We start from the raw sequence: 18,733 nt of genomic DNA on the forward strand, positions 1-18,733 counted from the left end.
TATCAGGGCAATCTTGCTTGTGCGACGCTATTGCCCTGTCGTTCGCTCGTGTGAACTTCGTGAACTTTGCCTGCCCGATCCAATGGGGGGAACCCTATCCCTCCCGCTTCATCCGCTCCTGCCGCGCCTTTTCGCGCGGGCTCGGCGCGTCGAGCTGGAAGTCGCCGATCGGCACCGCGCCGTCGGGCTCATAGGTGGCGATCGTCACCCCGGTGGTCGAGACGCTTTGCCCGATCAGCTTGAGCGCGAAGGGCGGGGTGCCCGCGCCGAACAATTTTTTGCCCGATCCCAGCACCACCGGGAAGGTCATCACGAACAGCCGGTCGACCAGCCCGGCGGCGAACAGCGCAGGATAGAGCGTGCTGCTGCCCTGGATGAGCAATTCGGGGCCGTCGCCCTGCTTGAGCCGTGCGATCTCGTCGATGCTGCCGACACGGTGGCTGTTCTGCCATTCGAGCGGATCGTTGCCGCGGGTCACGACATATTTGTTCACGCCGTCGAACAGCGCGCCCATCGGGTTGTCGGCGCCGACATAGGGCCAATGCGCGGCGAAGATTTCCCATGTCTTGCGCCCCAGCAGCAGATCGAACGCGCCGCTGAACAGCCCGCCCATCGCCGCGCCCATCGCATCGTCCCAGAAGGTCGCGGACCAGCCGCCGAGCGTGAACCCGCCGGTCCAGTCCTCGGTCGGGCCGCCCGGCGCCTGAATCACGCCGTCGAGCGACTGGAAGACGCCGCCGGTGATCTTACGCATCGGCGGTCTCCTTCAGCCGGCGCGCGACCTGTTCGAGCTGATCGGCGCAGATCCCCCAGCCTTGGGCGAACCCCATCTCGTCATGCTTCATGGCGTCGGCCTCGTTCCAATGTCGTGCGCTGGCGCGATAGAGCGTGCGTCCGCCCGGCGCGTCGGCGAGCGTGAACATCCCGACGATCGCCATCGGCTGCGCGGCCTGCGGCTGCCAGTCCTTGCCCAGCGCATTGGTGAAGACGATCCGCTCGCCCGGCGCCACCTCCAGCAGCATCCCGTCGCCGCCGTGGACCTCGCCGTCGGGGCCGTGCATCGCGAGGTTGAAGCGGCCGCCCGAGCGCCAGTCGAGCGCGATGACCTCGGTCGTCCACGGGCGCGGGCACCACCATTCGGCGATATGATCGGTCATCGCGCGCCATACCGCGTCGCGCGGCGCATCGAGGGTGCGCTCGATCGCCAGCTCGCTGTCGACCGCGCTCATGCCGTCACCGTCGCGCCGTCGCGGGCGCGTTCGATCGTGGCGATGTCGATCTTCTTCATCGTCATCATCGCCTCGAACACGCGCTTCGACGTCGCCGGATCGGGGCTGCTCATCGCCTCCATCAGCGCGCGCGGGGTGATCTGCCACGAAAAGCCCCAGCGATCCCTGCACCAGCCGCATGCGCTCTCCGCGCCGCCGTTGGCGACGATCGCATTCCAATAGCGATCGGTCTCCTCCTGCGTCTCGGTATAGACCTGGAAGCTGACCGCCTCATTGGGCGTGAAATTGGGGCCGCCGTTGAGCCCCATGAAGGGCTGGCCGAGCACGGTGAACAGCACCGTCAGCTCGTTGCCCGCGCTGCCGCCGGGATAGTCCGATGGCGCGTTGTCGACCGTCTCGACATGGCTGTCGGGGAAGGTGCGGGCGTAGAATTCGGCCGCCTCGCGGGCTTTGCCGTGGTCGAACCACAGGCAGGTACGCATCTTGATCATCATCGCTCTCCCGTCATTCGCGCATCATTTGCGCGGGCCGACCAGCCCGAGCTGGCATCCCTGCGCATCGGCGACATTGGCCGAATAATCGCCGCCCGGAATCTGGTCCGGCCCCTGCAGCAGCGCGCCGCCATGCGCCTTGGCGGCGGCGATCGCCGCGTCGATATCGGCGACATGGACGTACCAGTTCCACCGCGCCGGGGCGCCGGTGGTGGTGCTCGACATCACCGCGCCGGGGCGGAAATCCGCGCCCTTGCCGATGAAGGCATAATCACCCGCTTCGCCCATCGGCATCGCGCCGGCCTTCTCCCAGCCGAACATCTTGCCGTAAAAGGCAAAGGCGCCGTCGGGGTCCGGCGTGGCGAGCTCGATCCACACGCCGTGGCCGAGCGCGCCGGGGGCGGCGGCGAAGGCCTGCGAACCTTCGGGGCTGGAGCCGGTCAGCAGGTTGAAGACGATGCCCTGCGGATCGGCGACGGTCGCGAAGCGCCCGACATGCGGGATGTCCATCGGCCCGAAAAGCACCGCGCCGCCGAGTTCCTTGACCCGCCCCGCCGCTGCGTCGACATCGGCGGTGGCGAAATAGAGCGTCCAGCCGAAGGTGGTGAGGCCGGGCGGCGGCTTCATCAGCCCGGCGACCTGCGCACCGTCGGGCGCGCTGGCGAGGCGATAGCCGCCATGTTCGGGCATCGCCGATTCGGCGATCGTCCAGCCGGCGACCTTGGTGTAGAAATCCCGCGCTGCGTCCTGATCGGGCGTGATCAGCTCGAACCAGACGGGCGTGCCTTCTGCGCTGCTCATCCTTGCCTCCTTCACTCGGCGGTATCGAGGATCGGCGCGAACCCGCCGAAGATCGCGAGCTGGCCGTTCCACGGCGGGGCGTTCTCGCGCATCCGCCCGTCCTGCATCATCGCGGCCATCCCGGCGTCGCGGGTCGGCTTGTCGGGCCATTCGACCCAGCCGAACACCACCGTCTCGCCCTCTGGCGCCTGCACCGCGCGGCGGAAGTCGGTGACCTTGCCGTCGGGCACGTCGGCGCCCCAGCCGTCGACGACGCGCGTCGCGCCCTTTTCGCGGAAGATCGCGCCGATCGCCGCGGCATTGTCGACGAAGGCGGCGCGCTTGGCGTCGGGCACCGAGGCGACGATGCCGTCGACATAGCCGATCGGCCCCGCCGGACCCGCCTGATAATCGAGGTCATAGCCGGCGTAGATCATCCGCTGCATGTCGAACGGGACATGTTCGGGTGGCTTCATCCGCTCATCCTGCATCATCGCCGCGGCGGCCTTGTCGCAGGTCGCCTTGTCGGGCCATTCGACCCAGGAGAAGACGACATTCTCGTCCTCGGTCGCGGCGACCGCCTTGCGGAAATCGGTGCGCGTACCGTTCATCACCTCGTCGCCCCAGCATTCCACGATCCGCGTCGCGCCATGATCGGCGAAGACCGGCGCGGCCTTGGCCGCCATCTCGCGATAGGCGTCGCGGTCGCCGTTTTTCACCGGGATGACGAACCCTTGAAAATAACGCATCGTCACTCTCCTCAGGCTGCGACCGGGGTATCGAACGTCGCGAGATGATCGGCCATCGCTTTGCGATGCGCCGGGCGTCCTTCGCCGCGCGCGACATAAGCCGCGAGCCGCGGGAAGCGATCGAGCGTGCCGGTGCCGCGCAATCCGCCGAGCACCGAGACCATCATCAGGTCCCCGACGGTGAATTCGTCGCCGTCGAGCCATTGCTTGTCGCCGAGCGCATTCTCGAGATCGGCGAGGCGCCCGTTGAGGTCCTCGACCACCTTGTCGTGGCGCGTCGCCGACCACGGGCGATCGGCTTCGAACAGATCGTTGACCGCGAGCGCCATGACGAACGGCTCGACCGAATTGAGCGCGGCGACGAGCCACTGGATCGCGCGCGACCGCGCGGCGGGGTCGGCGGGGATGAGTTTCCCCGCTTTCTCGCAGATATGAAGCACGATCGCGCCGGATTCGAACATCTCGACCTCGCCGTCGCGCCACGCCGGGACCTGGCCGAACGGCTGGAGCCGGCGGTGCTCGGGCGTCTTGGCGTCGCGGATCAGCACCGCCTCATAAGGCTGGCCGACTTCCTCGCACGCCCAGCGCGGGCGGATATCGCGGACGAAGCCGCGGGCGAACTCCGGCACCCAGCCGAAGGTGACGATCTGGGGTGTCTCAGGCATCTCTCTATTCCTCTCTTATCGTTGGTTTTCAGGCGCTGACCGCGTCGCCGTGGGTCGGCGCCAGCGCCTGCGCGGCGGCGGCCATATCCATGTAGGACGGCTCGAAGACATGGCCGTCGAGATCCTCGAACGCGCGGCCGTACATGAAGCCCAAGTCCTGCTTCTCGCGCGGTTCGCGTCCACCGGCGGCGATCGCCGCCTCGACGATCTCGTCCACCGCTGCCCGGCTGTCGCGCGACAGGGCGAGCAGCACGCCGCTCGTCGTCTTGGCGTCGATGATCTTCTTGTCGGTGAAAGTGGCGTAGAAAGCGTGGTCGAGCAGCATGAACATGATCGTGTCCGACCATTCCATCGCCGACGCCTGCTCGTTGGAGAACATCGGATTCTTCTTCATCCCGATCGCTTCGTAGAAGGCGGTGGCCTTCGCGACATTGGCGACGGGGAGGTTCACGAAGATCATCTTGGCCATTGGAAACGCTCCTTTTCTCGAATCGGTGCTTGCGATTCGTGCACCTGTGAGTTATAAAAAGCAACCATGAAGTTAGAAAAAGTGACTAACCAGAGCGAGGCCACGACGAAACGCTGGTATGACGACGCCTGCGGCACCGCGCTGGCAATGGAGCTGGTCGGCGAGCGCTGGGCGCTGCTGATCGTGCGCGAGCTGATGTTCGGCCCGCGCCGTTTCGGGGAATTGAAGGCCTCGCTGACCGGGATCAGCGCCAATGTGCTGACCCAGCGGCTCGAGGGGCTGGAGCGTGCGCACGTCCTCAAGCGCCGCAAATTGCCGCCGCCGGCCAGCGTCCAGGTCTATGAGCTGACGTCATGGGGCTATGAGGCGGAAGAGGCGATCAAGGCGCTCGGCGCCTGGGCGGCGCGCTCGCCCGATCACGATCCGACGCTGCCGCTGTCGTCGGCGTCGATGATGCTCTCGCTGCGCACGATGATCGACCGGGAAAAAGCGCGCGCGCTGCCGGCGATGACGATCGGCTTCACCTTCGGCCCCGAATCGTTCGTCGGCCGGCTCGCCGACGGCGACCTGCCGATCGTGCGCGGTGAAGGCGCGGCGGAGGTCCATTTCGCGACCACCGCGCGGTTGATGGCCAATATCGTCTACGGCAAATGGCCGATCGAGGAGGCGGAGGCGGAAGGCGCGCTGGTGTTCACCGGCGATCGCGCCAAGGCGCGCGCGTTTATCGATCTGTTCGCGCTTCCGCCCAAGGCAAAGGTTGAATAATCGCGGCAAGCGAGCCTAAGGCGTTCGAGTTACTTCGCGAGGCGCGCATGACCGATATTCCGAACACCCAACCCGACAGCCGCGAGACGACGATTCTCGACGCGCCCGACCGGATGGTGAGCGTGCGCGAGATGTTCGGCATCGACAGCGACATGGAATGCCCCGCGTTCAGCGAGGCGGACGAGCGGGTGCCCGATCTCGATCCGGCTTATGTCTTCGATCCCGATACGACGCTGGCGATCATCGCGGGCTTTGCGCACAACCGCCGCGTGATGGTGCAGGGCTATCACGGCACCGGCAAGTCGAGCCATATCGAGCAGGTCGCGGCGCGGTTGAAATGGCCGTGCATCCGCATCAACCTCGATGCGCATATCAGCCGCATCGACCTCGTCGGGCGCGACGCGATCGTGCTGCGCGACGGCCAGCAGGTCACCGAATTCCGCGAAGGGCTGTTGCCCTGGGCGCTGCAGACCCCGACCGCTTTGGTGTTCGACGAATATGACGCCGGGCGCCCCGACGTGATGTTCGTGATCCAGCGCGTGCTGGAGACCGAGGGCAAGCTGACCCTGCTCGACCAGAATCGCGTGATTCGCCCCAACCCGTGGTTCCGGCTGTTCTCGACCGCCAATACGGTCGGGCTCGGCGATACGAGCGGGCTCTATCACGGCACGCAGCAGATCAACCAGGGCCAGATGGACCGCTGGAACATCGTCGTGACCTTGAACTATCTGCCCGCGGCGACCGAGGCGCAGATCGTGCTCGCCAAATCGGGCGAATATGACAAGCCTGACGGCAAGAAGCTGGTCGACGATATGGTCCGCGTCGCGGATCTGACCCGCAAGGGCTTCATCAACGGCGATATCTCCACCGTGATGAGCCCGCGCACGGTGATCACCTGGGCGCAGAATGCGCTGATCTTCGGCGATGTCGGCTTCGCCTTCCGCCTGTCGTTCCTCAACAAATGCGACGAGGCGGAACGGCCGCTGGTGGCGGAATATTACCAGCGCGTGTTCGGCAAGGACCTGCCCGAAAGCGTGGTGGGGAAAGCCTGAGCGGCGGCGGCGATGGCTGAACGCACCCCGCTCGATCTGTTCAAGGACGTGCTCGGCGGCGCGGCGCGTGCGCTGTCCGACGAGCCGGAGATCGAGCTGGCGTTCACCGCCGATGCGCCGAGCCAGTCGGGCAAGCACCTCAAGGTGCCGATGCCGGCGCGCGCATTGCCGGCGGAGCAAGTGGCGGAGGCGCGCGGTTTCGCCGACGGCTTCGCGCTTCGGCTCAAGCACCACGACGCCGCGCTTCACCTGCGCGCCGCGCCGCACGAGGCGGTGGCGCGGGCGGTGTTCGACGCGGTCGAGACGGCGCGTGTCGAGGCGCTGGGAAGCCGCGGCTATGCCGGGATCGCGGACAATCTCGCGACCGCGCTCGACGTCAGATTGCGCGCCGATCCGATCACCCGTGCGCGTACCCGCGAGGAAGTGCCGCTTTCCACCGCCTTGGCGCTGATGGTGCGCGAGCGGCTGACCGGGCGCGAATCACCCGCGCTCGCCGCGCCGGGCCTCGCACTGGTGCGCGAATGGATCGACGACAAGGCCGGGGCCGATCTCGATTCGCTCGCGCTCGCGCTCGACGACCAGCGCGCCTTCCAGAGCCTCGCGCGCAAATTGCTCGAGGACCTCGAACTGGTGCAGGGCGACGAGCTGCCCGAGGACACCGACGACGGCGAGAGCGAGGAGCAGGGCGCCGACGACGAGCAGAATAGCGACGAAGGCCAGGAAGAGGGCGAGGGCGGCGAGGGCGAGGCGCAGATCGAGGCGCGCGGCGACCAGCGCGAGGCCGAGGACCAGGACGGCGAAGGCCAGGAAATGAGCGACGACGTCCAGGATATGGACGGCGAGCCGGGCGACGAGGGCGAGGAGGGGATGCAGCCGGTGCGCCCCAACCGGCCGTTCGCCGACCTCACCCCGCATTTCGACTATCGCGTCTGGACCACCGAGTTCGACGAGGTGATCGCCGCGACCGATCTGTGCGACGCCGACGAGCTCGTCCGGCTGCGCGCCTATCTCGATCAGCAGCTCGTCCATCTGCAATCGGTGGTGTCGAAGCTCGCCAACCGGCTCCAGCGCCGGCTGATGGCGCAGCAATCGCGCTCGTGGGATTTCGATCAGGAAGAAGGGCTGCTCGATGCCGCGCGGCTCGCGCGCGTCGTGGTCAGCCCCGATATGTCGCTCTCCTACAAGATCGAGCGCGACACCGAATTCCGCGATACCGTGGTGACCTTGCTGATCGACAATTCGGGGTCGATGCGCGGGCGGCCGATCTCGATCGCGGCGATCTCCGCCGATATCCTCGCACGGACGCTCGAGCGGTGCGGGGTCAAGACCGAGATCCTCGGCTTCACCACCCGTGCGTGGAAGGGCGGGCAGAGCCGCGAGACATGGCTCGCCGCGGGGCGCCCGCCGCAGCCGGGGCGGCTCAACGACATCCGTCACATCGTCTACAAAAAGGCCGACGAGCCGTGGCGGCGCGCGCGCACCTCGCTCGGGCTGATGATGCGCGAAGGGCTGCTCAAGGAGAATATCGACGGCGAGGCGTTGCTCTGGGCACATGCGCGGCTCGTCGCGCGACCCGAGGAGCGGCGCATCCTGATGGTCATCTCGGACGGCGCGCCGGTCGACGATTCGACGCTCAGCATCAATTCGGGCTCGTATCTCGAACGCCATCTGCGGCAGGTGATCGACTGGATCGAGAAGCGCTCGCCGGTCGAGCTGGCGGCGATCGGCATCGGGCATGACGTGACGCGCTATTACAGCCGCGCGGTGACGATCATGGACGTCGATCAGCTCGGCGGGACGATCATCGAGCAGCTCGCCGCCTTGTTCGACACGCCGTGATCGCGGCGCCCGCCGACGGCTTCGTCGGGCCGGTCAAGCGCTCGATCACGATCGCCGGGCATCAGACTTCGGTCAGCCTCGAACCCCTGTTCTGGCAGGCGCTGGAAGCCGCGGCGGCGGCGCGCAGGCTGCCGCTCAGCGCGCTCGTCGCGGAGATCGACGCGTTGCGCATCGCCCAGCCCGATCCGCCCAACCTCGCCAGCGCACTGCGCAGCTGGCTGTTTGCGACAATTTGCGACAAAACTGAGAATATTTCGCAATAGCGTTGACTCTGCGAACTAGTCTCAATAGCGAGCCCCTCCAAGGGAAGGGGTTCTCATGTCATCCAGTTCGTTCATTGCCTTGTCGTGCGTCGGGTTCATTGCGAGCGCGCCGGCGCTGGCCGAGGCGCCCGCTACCGCCGTCGCCGATGCGCCCGAGGCCGATAGCGATGCCGCGCGCCACAATGACGTGATCGTCACCGGGCGCGACCGGCGCGACGCCAACCCCAAGTTCATCGCCCCGCCGATCGATACCCCGCGCTCGATCATGGTGCTGCCGGCGGAGACGATCCAGCAGACCGGATCGGCCAGCCTCGCCGATGCGTTGCGCACGATCCCCGGCATCACCTTCGGCGCGGCGGAGGGCGGCAACCCGGTCGGTGACCGCCCGTTCATCCGCGGCTTCGACAGCCAGGGCTCGACCTATGTCGACGGGGTGCGCGATTTCGCGGCGCAGAGCCGCGAGGTTTTCGCGGTCGATTCGATCCAGATCGTCCGCGGATCGGATACGACGCTCGGCGGGCGCGGCAATGCCGGGGGGACGATCAACATCATCTCCAAGACCCCGCAGAAGGAAAGCTTCGCCAGCGCGGCGGTGAGCTACGGCAATGCCGATTACACCCGCGTCACCGCCGATGTGAACCAGCGCGTCTCCGATCTGGTCGCGGTGCGCGTCGAGGGGATGTTCCACGATCAGGACGTCGCCGGGCGCGACGCGATCTGGCAGCGCCGCTGGGGCGTCGCGCCGTCGATCACGGTCGGCATCGACTCGCCGACCCGGCTGACCGCCTCTTATTATCATATGGAGAGCAACGAGCTGCCGGATGCCGGCATCCCCTATCTCTATACGATCGGCAATGCGCCGGGGACGGGGACAATCCAGTCGCAGCCCGCGATCGGGCGGATCACCACCGCCACCGGGCAGACGGGCATTGTCGATCGCTCGACCTTCTACGGCCTCAAGGATCGCGATTTCCGCGATACCTCGATCGATCAGGCGACGCTGCGCGCCGAGCATGATTTCGGCGGCATCACGCTGCGCAACACCTCGCGCTTCACGCACAACTGGCAGTCGTACATCATGACCCAGCCGGACGATTCGCAGGGCAATGTCTATAACAGCGGGCAGGTGTGGCGCCGGTCCAACACGCGCTACGGCTATGCCGATTCGATCGTCAACCAGACCGACCTCTACGGCAAGTTCAGGACCGGCGGCATCAAGCACAGCTTCGCGATCGGCGCGGAGTTCGCGTGGGAGAAGGCGCGGCGCGGCACTTATGTTACGCGCGGCTTCGTCAATGCGGCGGGCAACGAATTGCTGTCGAACGGCTCGACGATCACCCCGCGCTGCACCGCGGCGGCGGTGTCGCGGTACAATTGCACCAGCCTGTTCAACCCCAATCCCAACGATCCCTGGGTCAATTACGCCAGCGATACCTCGTCGACCCCGGCGGCGATCTCGCGCAACCTGCCGATCGCCGAGACGCAGAACGACGCCAATACGATCGGTCTCTACGGCTTCGATTCGATCGAGCTGGCCGAGCCGCTGATCCTCAACATCGGCTTGCGCTACGATCGCTTCCACTCGCGGGTGCGCCCCGGTCAGCCGGTCGCGGCGACGCAGGTGATCCAGTTCGAGCGCACCGACGAATTGTTCAACTGGCAGGCGGGCCTCGTCTTCAAGCCGATGCGCGACGTGAGCCTCTATGCAAGCTACGCCACCGCGGCGACCCCGCCCAACAGCCTGCTCGGCGAGGGATCGGAGGGCAATGCGCTGCCGACCACCGTCGCCACCGGCGGGCTGCTCGCGTCGCTCAAGCCGGAAAAGACCAAATCCTATGAGGTCGGCGCCAAGGCGGCGCTGTTCGGCGGGCGGCTCAACCTGTCGCTCGCGGCGTTCCAGACCGACACCGACAACGCCCGCGTCCAGATCGATGCCGATACCGTCCAGTTTATCGGCAAGCGCCGTATCCGCGGCATCGAACTGGGCATCAACGGCGAGATCCTGCCGGGCTGGACGGTGTTCGGCGGCTATACCCATCTCGATCCCAAGATCATTGAGGCGGGCTTCTCCGCGCTGACCGCGCCCGCGCTGAAGGATAACGCCGGCAATACTCTCCAGCCCGCACGGACGGTCTACGTCCCCTCGGTCAGCAACGGCAAGCAGGCGCCGCAGACCGCGCGCGACAGCGTGTCGCTATGGAGCAACCTCGCGGTGACCAAGCGGCTGCAGATCGGCGGCGGGATATTCTATGTCAGCCGGGTCTATGGCGGCTATGCCGACAATCGCGCCGCCACGCAGGATGCCACGGGCAAGGTCACCGTCACCCCCGCGACCAAGGTGCTGGCGCGCTCGGTGCCCGGTTACACAAGGTTCGACGCACGCATCGGCTATGACATCACCGAGCGGGTGAACCTCAGCGTCAACGTCCAGAACCTCACCGACAAGACCTATTTCACCCAGGCCTATGCCTCGCATTATGCGACGATCGCCCCGGGGCGGACGGCATTTGCCACCTTGTCGGTGCGTTACTAACCTCGCGGGCGTGACGACCGCGCCGACCAGCGACCAAATCGCCGCGCGCCTCTCCGCCCCACCGGAGGAGCGTGCGGCGTTCGTGCGTGAGCTCGCCGAGGCGGGGGAGCCCGAGGCGCAAGCGCTGCTCGGCCAGTTGCTGCTCGACGGCAATGGCGTGGCGCGCGACGAGCGCGCCGCCTTTGCGTGGTTCAACCGCGCCGCCGCGCAGCAGCATGTGATGGCGCTCAATATGGTCGGGCGCTGCTACGATCTCGGTTGGGGTGTTCAGGTGGACAAGCCGCGCGCGGCGGCATGCTTCCGCGTCGCCGCGGCGCGCGGTCTGCCCGAGGCGCAATATAATTATGCGACCGCGCTGACTTTGGGCGAGGGCGTCGCGGAGGACAAAGCGGCCGCGCTCGCTTTGTTCGAACAGGCCGCGGCGACGGGCTATGCCAAGGCGATCAACCATGTCGGGAGCTTCGCCGAAGACGGCTGGGGCGGTCCGCGCGATATGGCCAAGGCCGCCGATTGCTACGCCCGCGCGGCGGCGGGCGGCGATTTTCGCGGTTGTTTCAACCACGCGCGGCTGCTCGGCGCGGCGGGCGAGATCGACGAGGCTTTGCTGTGGCTGCGCCGCGCGGGCGAATGGGGCAATGCGCGCTTCGTCGACAAGGCGCTCGACTGGCTCGCCGCGAGCGACATCCCGGGGTTCCGCGACCGCGGCGTCGCGGCGCTGAAGGAGGGGGCAGGGTGCTGATCGCGATTCCCGATGTGCTCGATGCGGGCGAGGTGGCGCGGCTGCGCGGGCTGATCGACGCGGCCGAATGGATCGACGGCAACGCCACCTCGGGCGCGCAATCGGCGCTCGTCAAGCGCAACCGGCAATTGCCGGAAGACAGCGCCGCCGCGCGCGAGGCGGGGACGCTGGTGCTCGATGCGCTCGGCCGCTCGCCGCTGTTCGTCGCCGCCGCGCTGCCGCTCAAGGTATTTCCGCCCTTGTTCAACCGCTACGAGGGTGGCGAGGCATTCGGCCTGCATGTCGACAATGCGGTGCGCATCAGGCGCGGCAGCGATTTCCGGCTCAGGAGCGATCTTTCCGCGACCCTGTTCCTGTCCGATCCGCGCGATTACGACGGCGGCGAGCTGGTGATCGAGGGGCAGTTCGGCGCGCAGACGGTCAAGCTCCCCGCCGGGCATATGGTGGTCTATCCCGCCTCCAGCCTGCACCGCGTGACCGCGGTGACGCGCGGTGCGCGGGTCGCCTCCTTCTTCTGGATCCAGTCGATGGTGCGCGACGAGGGGGAGCGGCGCATCCTGTTCGATCTCGATCGCTCGGTGCAAGCGCTTGCTACCGACCGCGGGCAGGACGATGCCGAGGTGATCCGGCTCACCGGCATCTATCACAATCTGCTGCGCCGCTGGGCCGACGCTTGATACGGCTATCGGGATTTAGCGGAACACGTGGTTCCCACCTGTTACTCCGTCAAGCCCGGCATGACGGCTGAAGAGCGGTTGGAGCGCTCGCTCAACTGAGTGTTCCCCCGATCCAACCGCAATATGCGATTGACTTGCAATAGCCAACCTGCCAGCGCCAAGTCCATGCGGACGGGGGATTCTCTGTGAACAAGCTGGCGATGCGGCGCATGTGGTTCCAGGTCCATAAGTGGATCGGGCTGCTGTTGGCGGTGGCGATCATCCCGCTGTCGCTCTCCGGCGCGGCGCTGGTGTGGCACGATGCGCTCGATCAGGCGGTCAATCCGCAGCGTTACGCGGTCAGCGGCGACAATCTGCTTGCCCCCGAAGCTTATGTCGCGGCCGCGCGCCCGCGACTGACTGCCGGCGAGGCGATCGCGCAGCTCACCCTGCCGGCGGAACATGGCATGCCGGTGGTGGTCGCTGCTGCCCGCCCCGGCAAGACGCAGGCCGGGCCGCCGGCGCGGACGATGGTCTATCTCGATCCGGCGACTGCGCGCGTGCTCGACGTGGCGGACAGCCGCAACGGGCTGGTCCGCACGCTGCATGTGCTCCACGGCAGCCTGTTGCTCCCCGGGGTCGGCCGCACGATCGTCGGCTGGATCGGGGTGGCGATGGCCTTCTCGTGCTTCACCGGTCTGTGGCTGTGGTGGCCGACCGTCGGGCGCTGGGCGCGCGGCCTGCGCTGGCGGCGGCACAATAACACCGACACCAACCTCCATTATCTCACCGGCTTCTGGGTCGCGCTGCCGCTGTTCATGCTGTCGCTGACCGGCGCGTGGATCAGCTTCCCGGCGTTCTTCGGCGGGCTGGTGGGCGAGGCGCCGCGCCGTCCGCCGGTGGATCGCTCGGCCAAGCCGCTTGCCGCACCCGCGCTGGCGCTCGGCACGGTGATCGAGCGCGCGGTGAGCGTCGGCAAGGGCGAGCTGAGAAGCATCACCTGGCCGACCAACAAGCGCGCCGACTGGACACTCGCCTTCGCGCAGGGCGAGCGCACCGCCAATGTGACGGTGGGCGACGACAGCGGCATCGCCGCCGCCGCGCCGCAACGCGGGCCGCAGAACAATGTCGCGCGGTGGATGCGACGGATTCACGACGGCACCGATATGGGCGCGCTGTGGCAGGTGATCATCTTCCTCGGCGGGGTGACCCCCGCATTGCTTGGGGTGACCGGGGTGATCATGTGGTGGCGCGCCCGCGGCTGGAAGGCCGAGCTCAAGCGCCGCCAGCAGGTGGCGCGCGAGACGGCGTTCGCGGCGAAATAATCTCCGTTCGGGCTGAGCTTGTCGAAGCCCTGCACTTTTCTTCGCAAGGAAGAAGGGCAGCCCTTCGACGAGCTCAGGGCGAACGGAAGGAGAAGGGCCTACGCCTGCTGGATATAATCCCGCATCGCCGCGGCGTCGGCCTCGATCCGCTCGATGCGATATTTCACCAGATCGCCGATCGAGACGATCCCGATCACCCGGCCGTCCTGCACCACCGGCAGATGGCGGATGCGGCGACGGGTCATCAGCGAGAGCGCGCCGAGCACCGAATCGCTCGGGTCGACGGTCACCGCCGGCGCGGTCATCACCTCGGAAACCGCGCGTCGCAATGCCGCGGTGTCGCCGCTGGCGAGCCCGGCGATCACGTCGCGTTCGGAGAACACGCCGACCACCTTGCCGCTTTCGAGCACCGGGACCGCGCCGATGCGGTGCGCGGCGAGCAATGAGATCGCCTCCGCCACCGTATGCGTCGGGCCGACGGACACTACGTCCCGCCCCTTGTTGCCGAGGATCGCCGCGATCGTCATCGTCCCCTCCATTGCTTTGTCGGGGTGGCAGCGTCTCACTTTTCCGGGCTAATGGCAAAGGATGAACGATCAGCCGCCCGGTCTCGACGATCCCGATTACGCACTGTTCGCGTGGCGCCGCTTTCGCCGCATCCTCACCTGGGTCGGCGTGGTCGGGCTGATCGCCGCGCTCGTCTCGGTCTGGGCGCTGGGGCGGATCTACGGCCCGCTCGGCTGGGTCGCGACGCTGGCGACGATCGGCGGGGTGGTCGGCACCGTGCTGATGGCCGGGGCCCTGATGGGGCTGAGCTTCCTCAGCTCGGGCACCGGGCATGACGAAATCGTCGATCGGCGCGAGGATCACGAAGACTGAAAAAAGGCCGGCCACGCGATCCGCGGGGCCGGCCCTTTTTGTCGTTTCGCTGCCGCGCGGCTCAGCTCGCGCTGGCCTCCGCATCGGCGGTGCGCCGGCGACGGGTGCGCGGCTTGGGCGCCTCGATCGGTTCGCCCTCGCTGGCGATCACGCCTTCGGGCGGCACCGCGAGTGCGGGGGGCAGGCGATCGGCGATCGCGTCGCTGCCCTCGGGGGCTGCGACACGCCGCGGACGGCCGCGGCGCGGCTTGGGCGCTTCGGCCGCTTCTGCGGCATCCGGCTCGGCCGCCACCGGCGCGGAGGCTGCTTCCTCGCTCACCGCCTCGGCCTCGACCGGGCGGCGATTGTCGTCGCGGCGGTTGAAGCGGCGCTCATCACGGCGGTTGTCGTCGCGACGGTCGTCGCGGCGATCATGGCCGTTGCGCTCCTCGCGCGCCTCGCGGCGATTGTCGTCGCGCGGCTGTTCGTCGGCGCGGATCGCGTCGCTCTCGTCGCCGAAATCGTCGTCGAGGTCGAAATCGTCGCGCGGGCGGCGATCGCGGCTCTGGTTCTGCTCCTCGAAGCGACCGCGCTGATCGGCCAGCACGCGGAAATAGTGATCGGCGAACTGGAGATAATATTCGGTGTTGACGCGATCGCCCGAAAGCTGCGCGTCGCGGGCCATGTTGCGATATTTCTCAAGCAACTGGGCGGCGTTGCCGCGCGCACGACTGTCGATCCGGTTGCCGCTGTCGCGCTGACCCTGACCGCCACCACCGGGCGAACGCTGACCACCACCGCGGCCGCGACGACGGCCGCCGCCACCCTGTCGATTATTGATCAAATTACTGTCCTCGTCCTCGAACCCAAATTGGCTCTATTCCCGAAACAGGCGCCGGACGTGCCGGTGCAACATTCCCGGCCCGGTGCGAGGCGAATCATCGCCCGAACCAGGCCTGCCATTGGCCGCCGGACTACAGCGGCTTATGACGAAGATTGGGCAACCTGCCCGATATCAACTACTTGAGCTGATCTAGCGTGCCCCTGTGGGCCTCTTAGCCGGTACAGGGGGTTTCTCAAAGCGAAATGTGTGTGCTCGGCCCGCCGGATTCAAGGCGTGACGACGAGGCAACGGTCCCGCCCGGCAAGATCGCGGCGCAGTGTGACATCGCAGCCAACGGCGCGGAACAATGCGGCGGCGCTCGCGCCCTGATCGGCGCCGATTTCGATACACGCAACGCCTCCCGGTGCAATCTGGCGGCCAAGTAGCGGGGCAAGCGCGCGATAATCGTCGAGCCCATCCGCCCCGGCGAACAGCGCGCTCGCGGGTTCATAGTCCGCTACCTCGCGCGGGAGGCTGGCGGCGTCGGCGATATAGGGCGGGTTGCACAGCACGAGATCGAATGCCTCGCCGGTGCCTTCCCAGCCCCCGGCGGCGATCGTCGCGCGGCCGGGGGCGATACGCGCGGCATTGGCGGCGGCGATCGCCAGCGCGGCGGGCGAGGCGTCCAGCCCGATCCCGCTCGCCGCGGGCCATTGGTCGAGTGCGGCGAGCAGCAACGCGCCCGATCCGGTGCCCAGATCGAGCACGCGCTTCGGCCCGGCGCTTCCCGTGAAATGCGCCACCGCCGCCTCGATCAGCGTCTCGCTGTCGGCGCGCGGGATCAGCACGCCGGGCGCGACGTCGAGGTCGACCGTCCAGAAGGCGCGGGTGCCGGTGAGATAGGCGACCGGCTCGTGCCGCGCGCGACGCTCGACCAGCGCGGCGAAGGCGGGCGGGGCGATGTGATCGCCGAGCGTCAGCAACAGCCGCTCGCGGGTGATGCCGAGCGCGTGGGCAAGGAGCAGTTCGGCGTCGAGCCGCGGGGTGGCGGAGAAGGAAAAGCGCGCGGCGGCCTCGGCCAGCGCGGCGCGGGCGGAGATCGGCACTAGCCCCTCCCCTTCAGGGGAGGGGAGTCAGGCGGCATCCAACGTCGCCAGCCGCTCCGCCTCATCCTCGGCGATCAGCGCGCCGAGCAATTCGTCCATATCGCCGGCAAGAATCTCCGGCAGGCGGTGGAGCGTCAGGTTGATGCGGTGGTCGGTCACCCGGCCCTGCGGGAAATTATAGGTGCGGATACGTTCCGACCGATCGCCCGATCCGACCATCGACTTGCGCGCGCCGGCGCGCTCGGCCTGGAGCCGCTCGCGCTCCATCTCATAGAGCCGGGTACGCAGCACCTTGAGCGCCTTGGCCTTGTTCTTGTGCTGCGACTTCTCGTCCTGCTGGATCACGGTCAGCCCGGTCGGCAGATGGACGATGCGCACCGCCGAATCGGTGGTGTTGACCGATTGGCCGCCCGGCCCCGACGAACGATAGACGTCGATCCGCAGATCCTTGTCGTCGATCTGCACGTCGACCTCCTCCGCCTCGGGCAGCACCGCGACGGTGGCGGCGGAAGTGTGGATACGCCCGCCGCTTTCGGTGACCGGTACGCGCTGGACGCGATGCACCCCGCTCTCGAACTTGAGCCGCGCGAACACCCCCTGGCCGGTGACCGAGGCGACGACTTCCTTGAACCCGCCGACCTCGCTCTCGGACGAGGAGATCAGCTCGACCCGCCAGCCGCGCGTTTCGGCGTAACGCTGGTACATGCGGAACAGATCGCCCGCGAACAAAGCCGCCTCGTCGCCCCCGGTGCCGGCGCGCACTTCGAGCATCGCCGAGCGCTCGTCGGCGGCATCGCGCGGCAGCAGCGCGAGCGCGAGCTTGCGGTCGGCGGCTTCGAGCGCGGCCTTGTTGGCGCGCAATTCCTCCTCGGCCATCGCGCGCAATTCGGCATCGGCATCCTCGGTCATCGACGCGAGGCTCTCCGCCTCCTGCCGCAACCGGCGGACATCGGCGGCCGCCTCGGCGACCGGCTCGAGCTCGGCATATTCCTTCGACACCTGGACGAAGCGCTCGCCCGACAGGTCGCCGGTCGCCATCAGCGCGGCGAGCTCGTCCCGCCGCGCTTCGATCTGCCGAATCCGTTCGAGCGAGATCGCGGTCATGCGGCGGTGTGTTGCTCGAAGATCGTACGCGCCTGCGCGGCACCGGCGAATGCCTCGTCGAGCAGCTTGAAGCTGTGAGTCCGCGCGCCGTCACGCACGTCGAGCGAGACGATCGCGGCGGGCTTGCGTTCCATCGCCTTGCCGAAGCGCTTGCGCGGGCTGCCGGTAACGAACGGCTCCGCCGCGATCCCGGCGCGGCGCAACGCGCTGGTCAGCGCGCCGGCATCCTCCTCACGGTCGCGATTCTCGGCGACCACCGCGACATCGGGGCGCTCGGCCGCCGGCTCGTCGATCAGCATCGCGAGCCGCTCGACCCCCGCCGCCCAGCCGACCCCGGCGGTCGCCGGGCCGCCGAGATTCTCGACCAGCCCGTCATAGCGTCCGCCGCCCAGCACGGTGCCCTGCGCGCCGAGCCGGTCGGTGACGAATTCGAACGCGGTGTGGCGATAATAATCGAGCCCGCGCACCAGCCGCTCGTTGCGCGTCCAGGCGACCCCCGCCGCGTCGAGCCCCTTGGTCACGCTCTCGAAGAACGCGCCCGCCTCCACGGTCATATGCGCGTCGATTCCGGGTGCGGCGTCGGCGATCGGGCGATCGCGCGGGTCCTTGCTGTCGAGGATGCGCAGCGGATTCTTGTCGAGCCGCGCGATCGAATCTTCGGACAGGTCGCCGCGGTGCCGCTCGAAATGCGCGACCAATGCCGCGCGCCACGCGTCGCGCGTCTCGGCGTCGCCCAATGTGTTGAGCTGGAGCGTCACCCCGTCGGCGATGCCGAGCTCGCGGAGCAACTGATCGGCGAGGCACAGCAATTCGACATCGGCCGAGGGTTCGGGGGCGCCCAATATCTCGGCGTCGATCTGGTGGAACTGGCGATAGCGCCCCTTTTGCGGCCGCTCGTAACGGAACACCGCGCCCGCGGTGACCAGCTTCAAGGGCGCAAATTGCTGCCACCCCTCGGTGATATAGGCGCGCGCGATTCCCGCGGTGAATTCGGGGCGCAGCGTCAGCGAATCGCCGCCCTTGTCGGGGAAGGTGTACATTTCCTTCGACACGACATCGGTGGTCTCGCCGATCGAGCGCGCGAACACCTCGGTCGCCTCGAACACCGGCACGTCGACGCGGCCGAAGCAATACAGCCGGCGAACGCGCTCGAACGTGTCGAGCACCTCGGCGAAACGGCGCTGCTCGGCGCCGAAAATGTCCTGCGTGCCGCGGACGCGATTGGGGGTCTGGATACGGGCCATGATGAATCTGGGTCCCTAGGCGAGGATCGGGCGCCGCGCTAGG

21 protein-coding genes are annotated in these 18,733 nt (G+C 67.7%); 9 read left to right on the top strand and 12 right to left on the bottom strand.

Annotation, left to right across the window (positions count from 1 at the left end):
• Positions 1–94: 94 nt before the first annotated feature.
• Genes NED98_RS15450 through NED98_RS15485 form a run of 7 tightly spaced genes read right to left on the bottom strand, consistent with a single transcriptional unit; the run spans position 95 to position 4,383 of the window.
• The gene (locus NED98_RS15450; protein ID WP_265313577.1) at positions 95–754 is read right to left on the bottom strand and encodes a dihydrofolate reductase family protein; all 660 of its coding nucleotides are present in this window, start codon (positions 752–754) and stop codon (positions 95–97) included.
• Positions 747–1,229, bottom strand: a complete 483-nt coding sequence (locus NED98_RS15455; RefSeq protein WP_265313578.1) for an SRPBCC domain-containing protein — start codon at positions 1,227–1,229, stop codon at positions 747–749. The genes NED98_RS15450 and NED98_RS15455 overlap by 8 nt, the downstream gene beginning before the upstream one ends.
• Positions 1,226–1,723, bottom strand: coding sequence for a VOC family protein (locus NED98_RS15460; protein ID WP_265313579.1), 498 nt, complete (start codon positions 1,721–1,723; stop codon positions 1,226–1,228). Before NED98_RS15460 ends, NED98_RS15455 begins: the two co-directional genes overlap by 4 nt.
• Positions 1,724–1,744: 21 nt before the next feature.
• Entirely contained in the window at positions 1,745–2,521 is a 777-nt protein-coding gene (locus NED98_RS15465) for a VOC family protein (protein ID WP_265313580.1), read from the bottom strand.
• 11 nt (positions 2,522–2,532) lie between these two features.
• Positions 2,533–3,249 carry a DUF1428 domain-containing protein gene (locus NED98_RS23425; RefSeq protein ID WP_179513109.1) on the bottom strand — a complete coding sequence of 239 codons (717 nt, stop codon included), beginning with the start codon at positions 3,247–3,249 and terminating at the stop codon, positions 2,533–2,535.
• An 11-nt stretch (positions 3,250–3,260) separates the two neighbouring features.
• Positions 3,261–3,914 carry a glutathione S-transferase family protein gene (locus NED98_RS15480; protein WP_179513110.1) on the bottom strand — a complete coding sequence of 218 codons (654 nt, stop codon included), beginning with the start codon at positions 3,912–3,914 and terminating at the stop codon, positions 3,261–3,263.
• A gap of 28 nt (positions 3,915–3,942) precedes the next feature.
• Entirely contained in the window at positions 3,943–4,383 is a 441-nt protein-coding gene (locus NED98_RS15485; RefSeq protein WP_179513111.1) for a VOC family protein, read from the bottom strand.
• A gap of 66 nt (positions 4,384–4,449) precedes the next feature.
• On the opposite strand from NED98_RS15485, the gene NED98_RS15490 reads away from it, so the two are divergent.
• From NED98_RS15490 to NED98_RS15525, 8 genes are all read left to right on the top strand, one after another.
• A complete protein-coding gene (locus NED98_RS15490) occupies positions 4,450–5,148 on the top strand; it encodes a winged helix-turn-helix transcriptional regulator (RefSeq protein WP_265313581.1) in 699 nt (232 codons plus the stop codon).
• A gap of 47 nt (positions 5,149–5,195) precedes the next feature.
• Positions 5,196–6,200, top strand: coding sequence for a cobaltochelatase subunit CobS (cobS, locus tag NED98_RS15495; protein WP_179513113.1), 1,005 nt, complete (start codon positions 5,196–5,198; stop codon positions 6,198–6,200).
• 12 nt (positions 6,201–6,212) lie between these two features.
• Entirely contained in the window at positions 6,213–8,039 is a 1,827-nt protein-coding gene (cobT, locus tag NED98_RS15500) for a cobaltochelatase subunit CobT (RefSeq protein WP_265313582.1), read from the top strand.
• Positions 8,036–8,302: a ribbon-helix-helix domain-containing protein gene (locus tag NED98_RS15505; protein WP_179513115.1), complete on the top strand. Its 267-nt coding sequence runs from the start codon at positions 8,036–8,038 to the stop codon at positions 8,300–8,302. The genes cobT and NED98_RS15505 overlap by 4 nt, the downstream gene beginning before the upstream one ends.
• A 55-nt stretch (positions 8,303–8,357) precedes the next feature.
• Complete coding sequence (locus tag NED98_RS15510) at positions 8,358–10,835, top strand: TonB-dependent receptor (RefSeq protein ID WP_265313583.1); 2,478 nt, start codon at positions 8,358–8,360, stop codon at positions 10,833–10,835.
• 10 nt (positions 10,836–10,845) lie between these two features.
• Complete coding sequence (locus tag NED98_RS15515) at positions 10,846–11,574, top strand: tetratricopeptide repeat protein (protein WP_265268746.1); 729 nt, start codon at positions 10,846–10,848, stop codon at positions 11,572–11,574.
• Positions 11,568–12,251, top strand: coding sequence for a Fe2+-dependent dioxygenase (locus NED98_RS15520; RefSeq protein WP_265268745.1), 684 nt, complete (start codon positions 11,568–11,570; stop codon positions 12,249–12,251). Before NED98_RS15515 ends, NED98_RS15520 begins: the two co-directional genes overlap by 7 nt.
• 185 nt (positions 12,252–12,436) lie before the next feature.
• Positions 12,437–13,555 carry a PepSY-associated TM helix domain-containing protein gene (locus NED98_RS15525; RefSeq protein WP_265313584.1) on the top strand — a complete coding sequence of 373 codons (1,119 nt, stop codon included), beginning with the start codon at positions 12,437–12,439 and terminating at the stop codon, positions 13,553–13,555.
• 98 nt (positions 13,556–13,653) lie between these two features.
• Here the strand turns inward: NED98_RS15525 and NED98_RS15530 are convergent, their stop codons facing one another.
• Positions 13,654–14,082: a CBS domain-containing protein gene (locus NED98_RS15530; protein ID WP_179513120.1), complete on the bottom strand. Its 429-nt coding sequence runs from the start codon at positions 14,080–14,082 to the stop codon at positions 13,654–13,656.
• A gap of 61 nt (positions 14,083–14,143) precedes the next feature.
• Between NED98_RS15530 and NED98_RS15535 the strand changes: the two genes are divergently transcribed.
• Positions 14,144–14,434, top strand: coding sequence for a hypothetical protein (locus NED98_RS15535; RefSeq protein ID WP_265313585.1), 291 nt, complete (start codon positions 14,144–14,146; stop codon positions 14,432–14,434).
• A gap of 61 nt (positions 14,435–14,495) precedes the next feature.
• Here NED98_RS15535 and NED98_RS15540 read toward each other — a convergent pair whose 3' ends face one another.
• From NED98_RS15540 to hisS, 4 genes are all read right to left on the bottom strand, one after another.
• Entirely contained in the window at positions 14,496–15,257 is a 762-nt protein-coding gene (locus NED98_RS15540) for a DUF4167 domain-containing protein (RefSeq protein ID WP_179513122.1), read from the bottom strand.
• A gap of 266 nt (positions 15,258–15,523) precedes the next feature.
• Positions 15,524–16,336 carry a peptide chain release factor N(5)-glutamine methyltransferase gene (prmC, locus tag NED98_RS15545; protein ID WP_432423333.1) on the bottom strand — a complete coding sequence of 271 codons (813 nt, stop codon included), beginning with the start codon at positions 16,334–16,336 and terminating at the stop codon, positions 15,524–15,526.
• Between the two features lie 33 nt (positions 16,337–16,369).
• Positions 16,370–17,446: a peptide chain release factor 1 gene (gene prfA, locus NED98_RS15550; RefSeq protein ID WP_179513124.1), complete on the bottom strand. Its 1,077-nt coding sequence runs from the start codon at positions 17,444–17,446 to the stop codon at positions 16,370–16,372.
• The gene (hisS, locus tag NED98_RS15555; protein WP_265313586.1) at positions 17,443–18,690 is read right to left on the bottom strand and encodes a histidine--tRNA ligase; all 1,248 of its coding nucleotides are present in this window, start codon (positions 18,688–18,690) and stop codon (positions 17,443–17,445) included. The genes prfA and hisS overlap by 4 nt, the downstream gene beginning before the upstream one ends.
• Positions 18,691–18,733: the final 43 nt, after the last annotated feature.

The organism is Sphingomonas lycopersici, from assembly GCF_026130605.1.
Taxonomy (GTDB): Bacteria; Pseudomonadota; Alphaproteobacteria; order Sphingomonadales; family Sphingomonadaceae; genus Sphingomonas; species Sphingomonas lycopersici.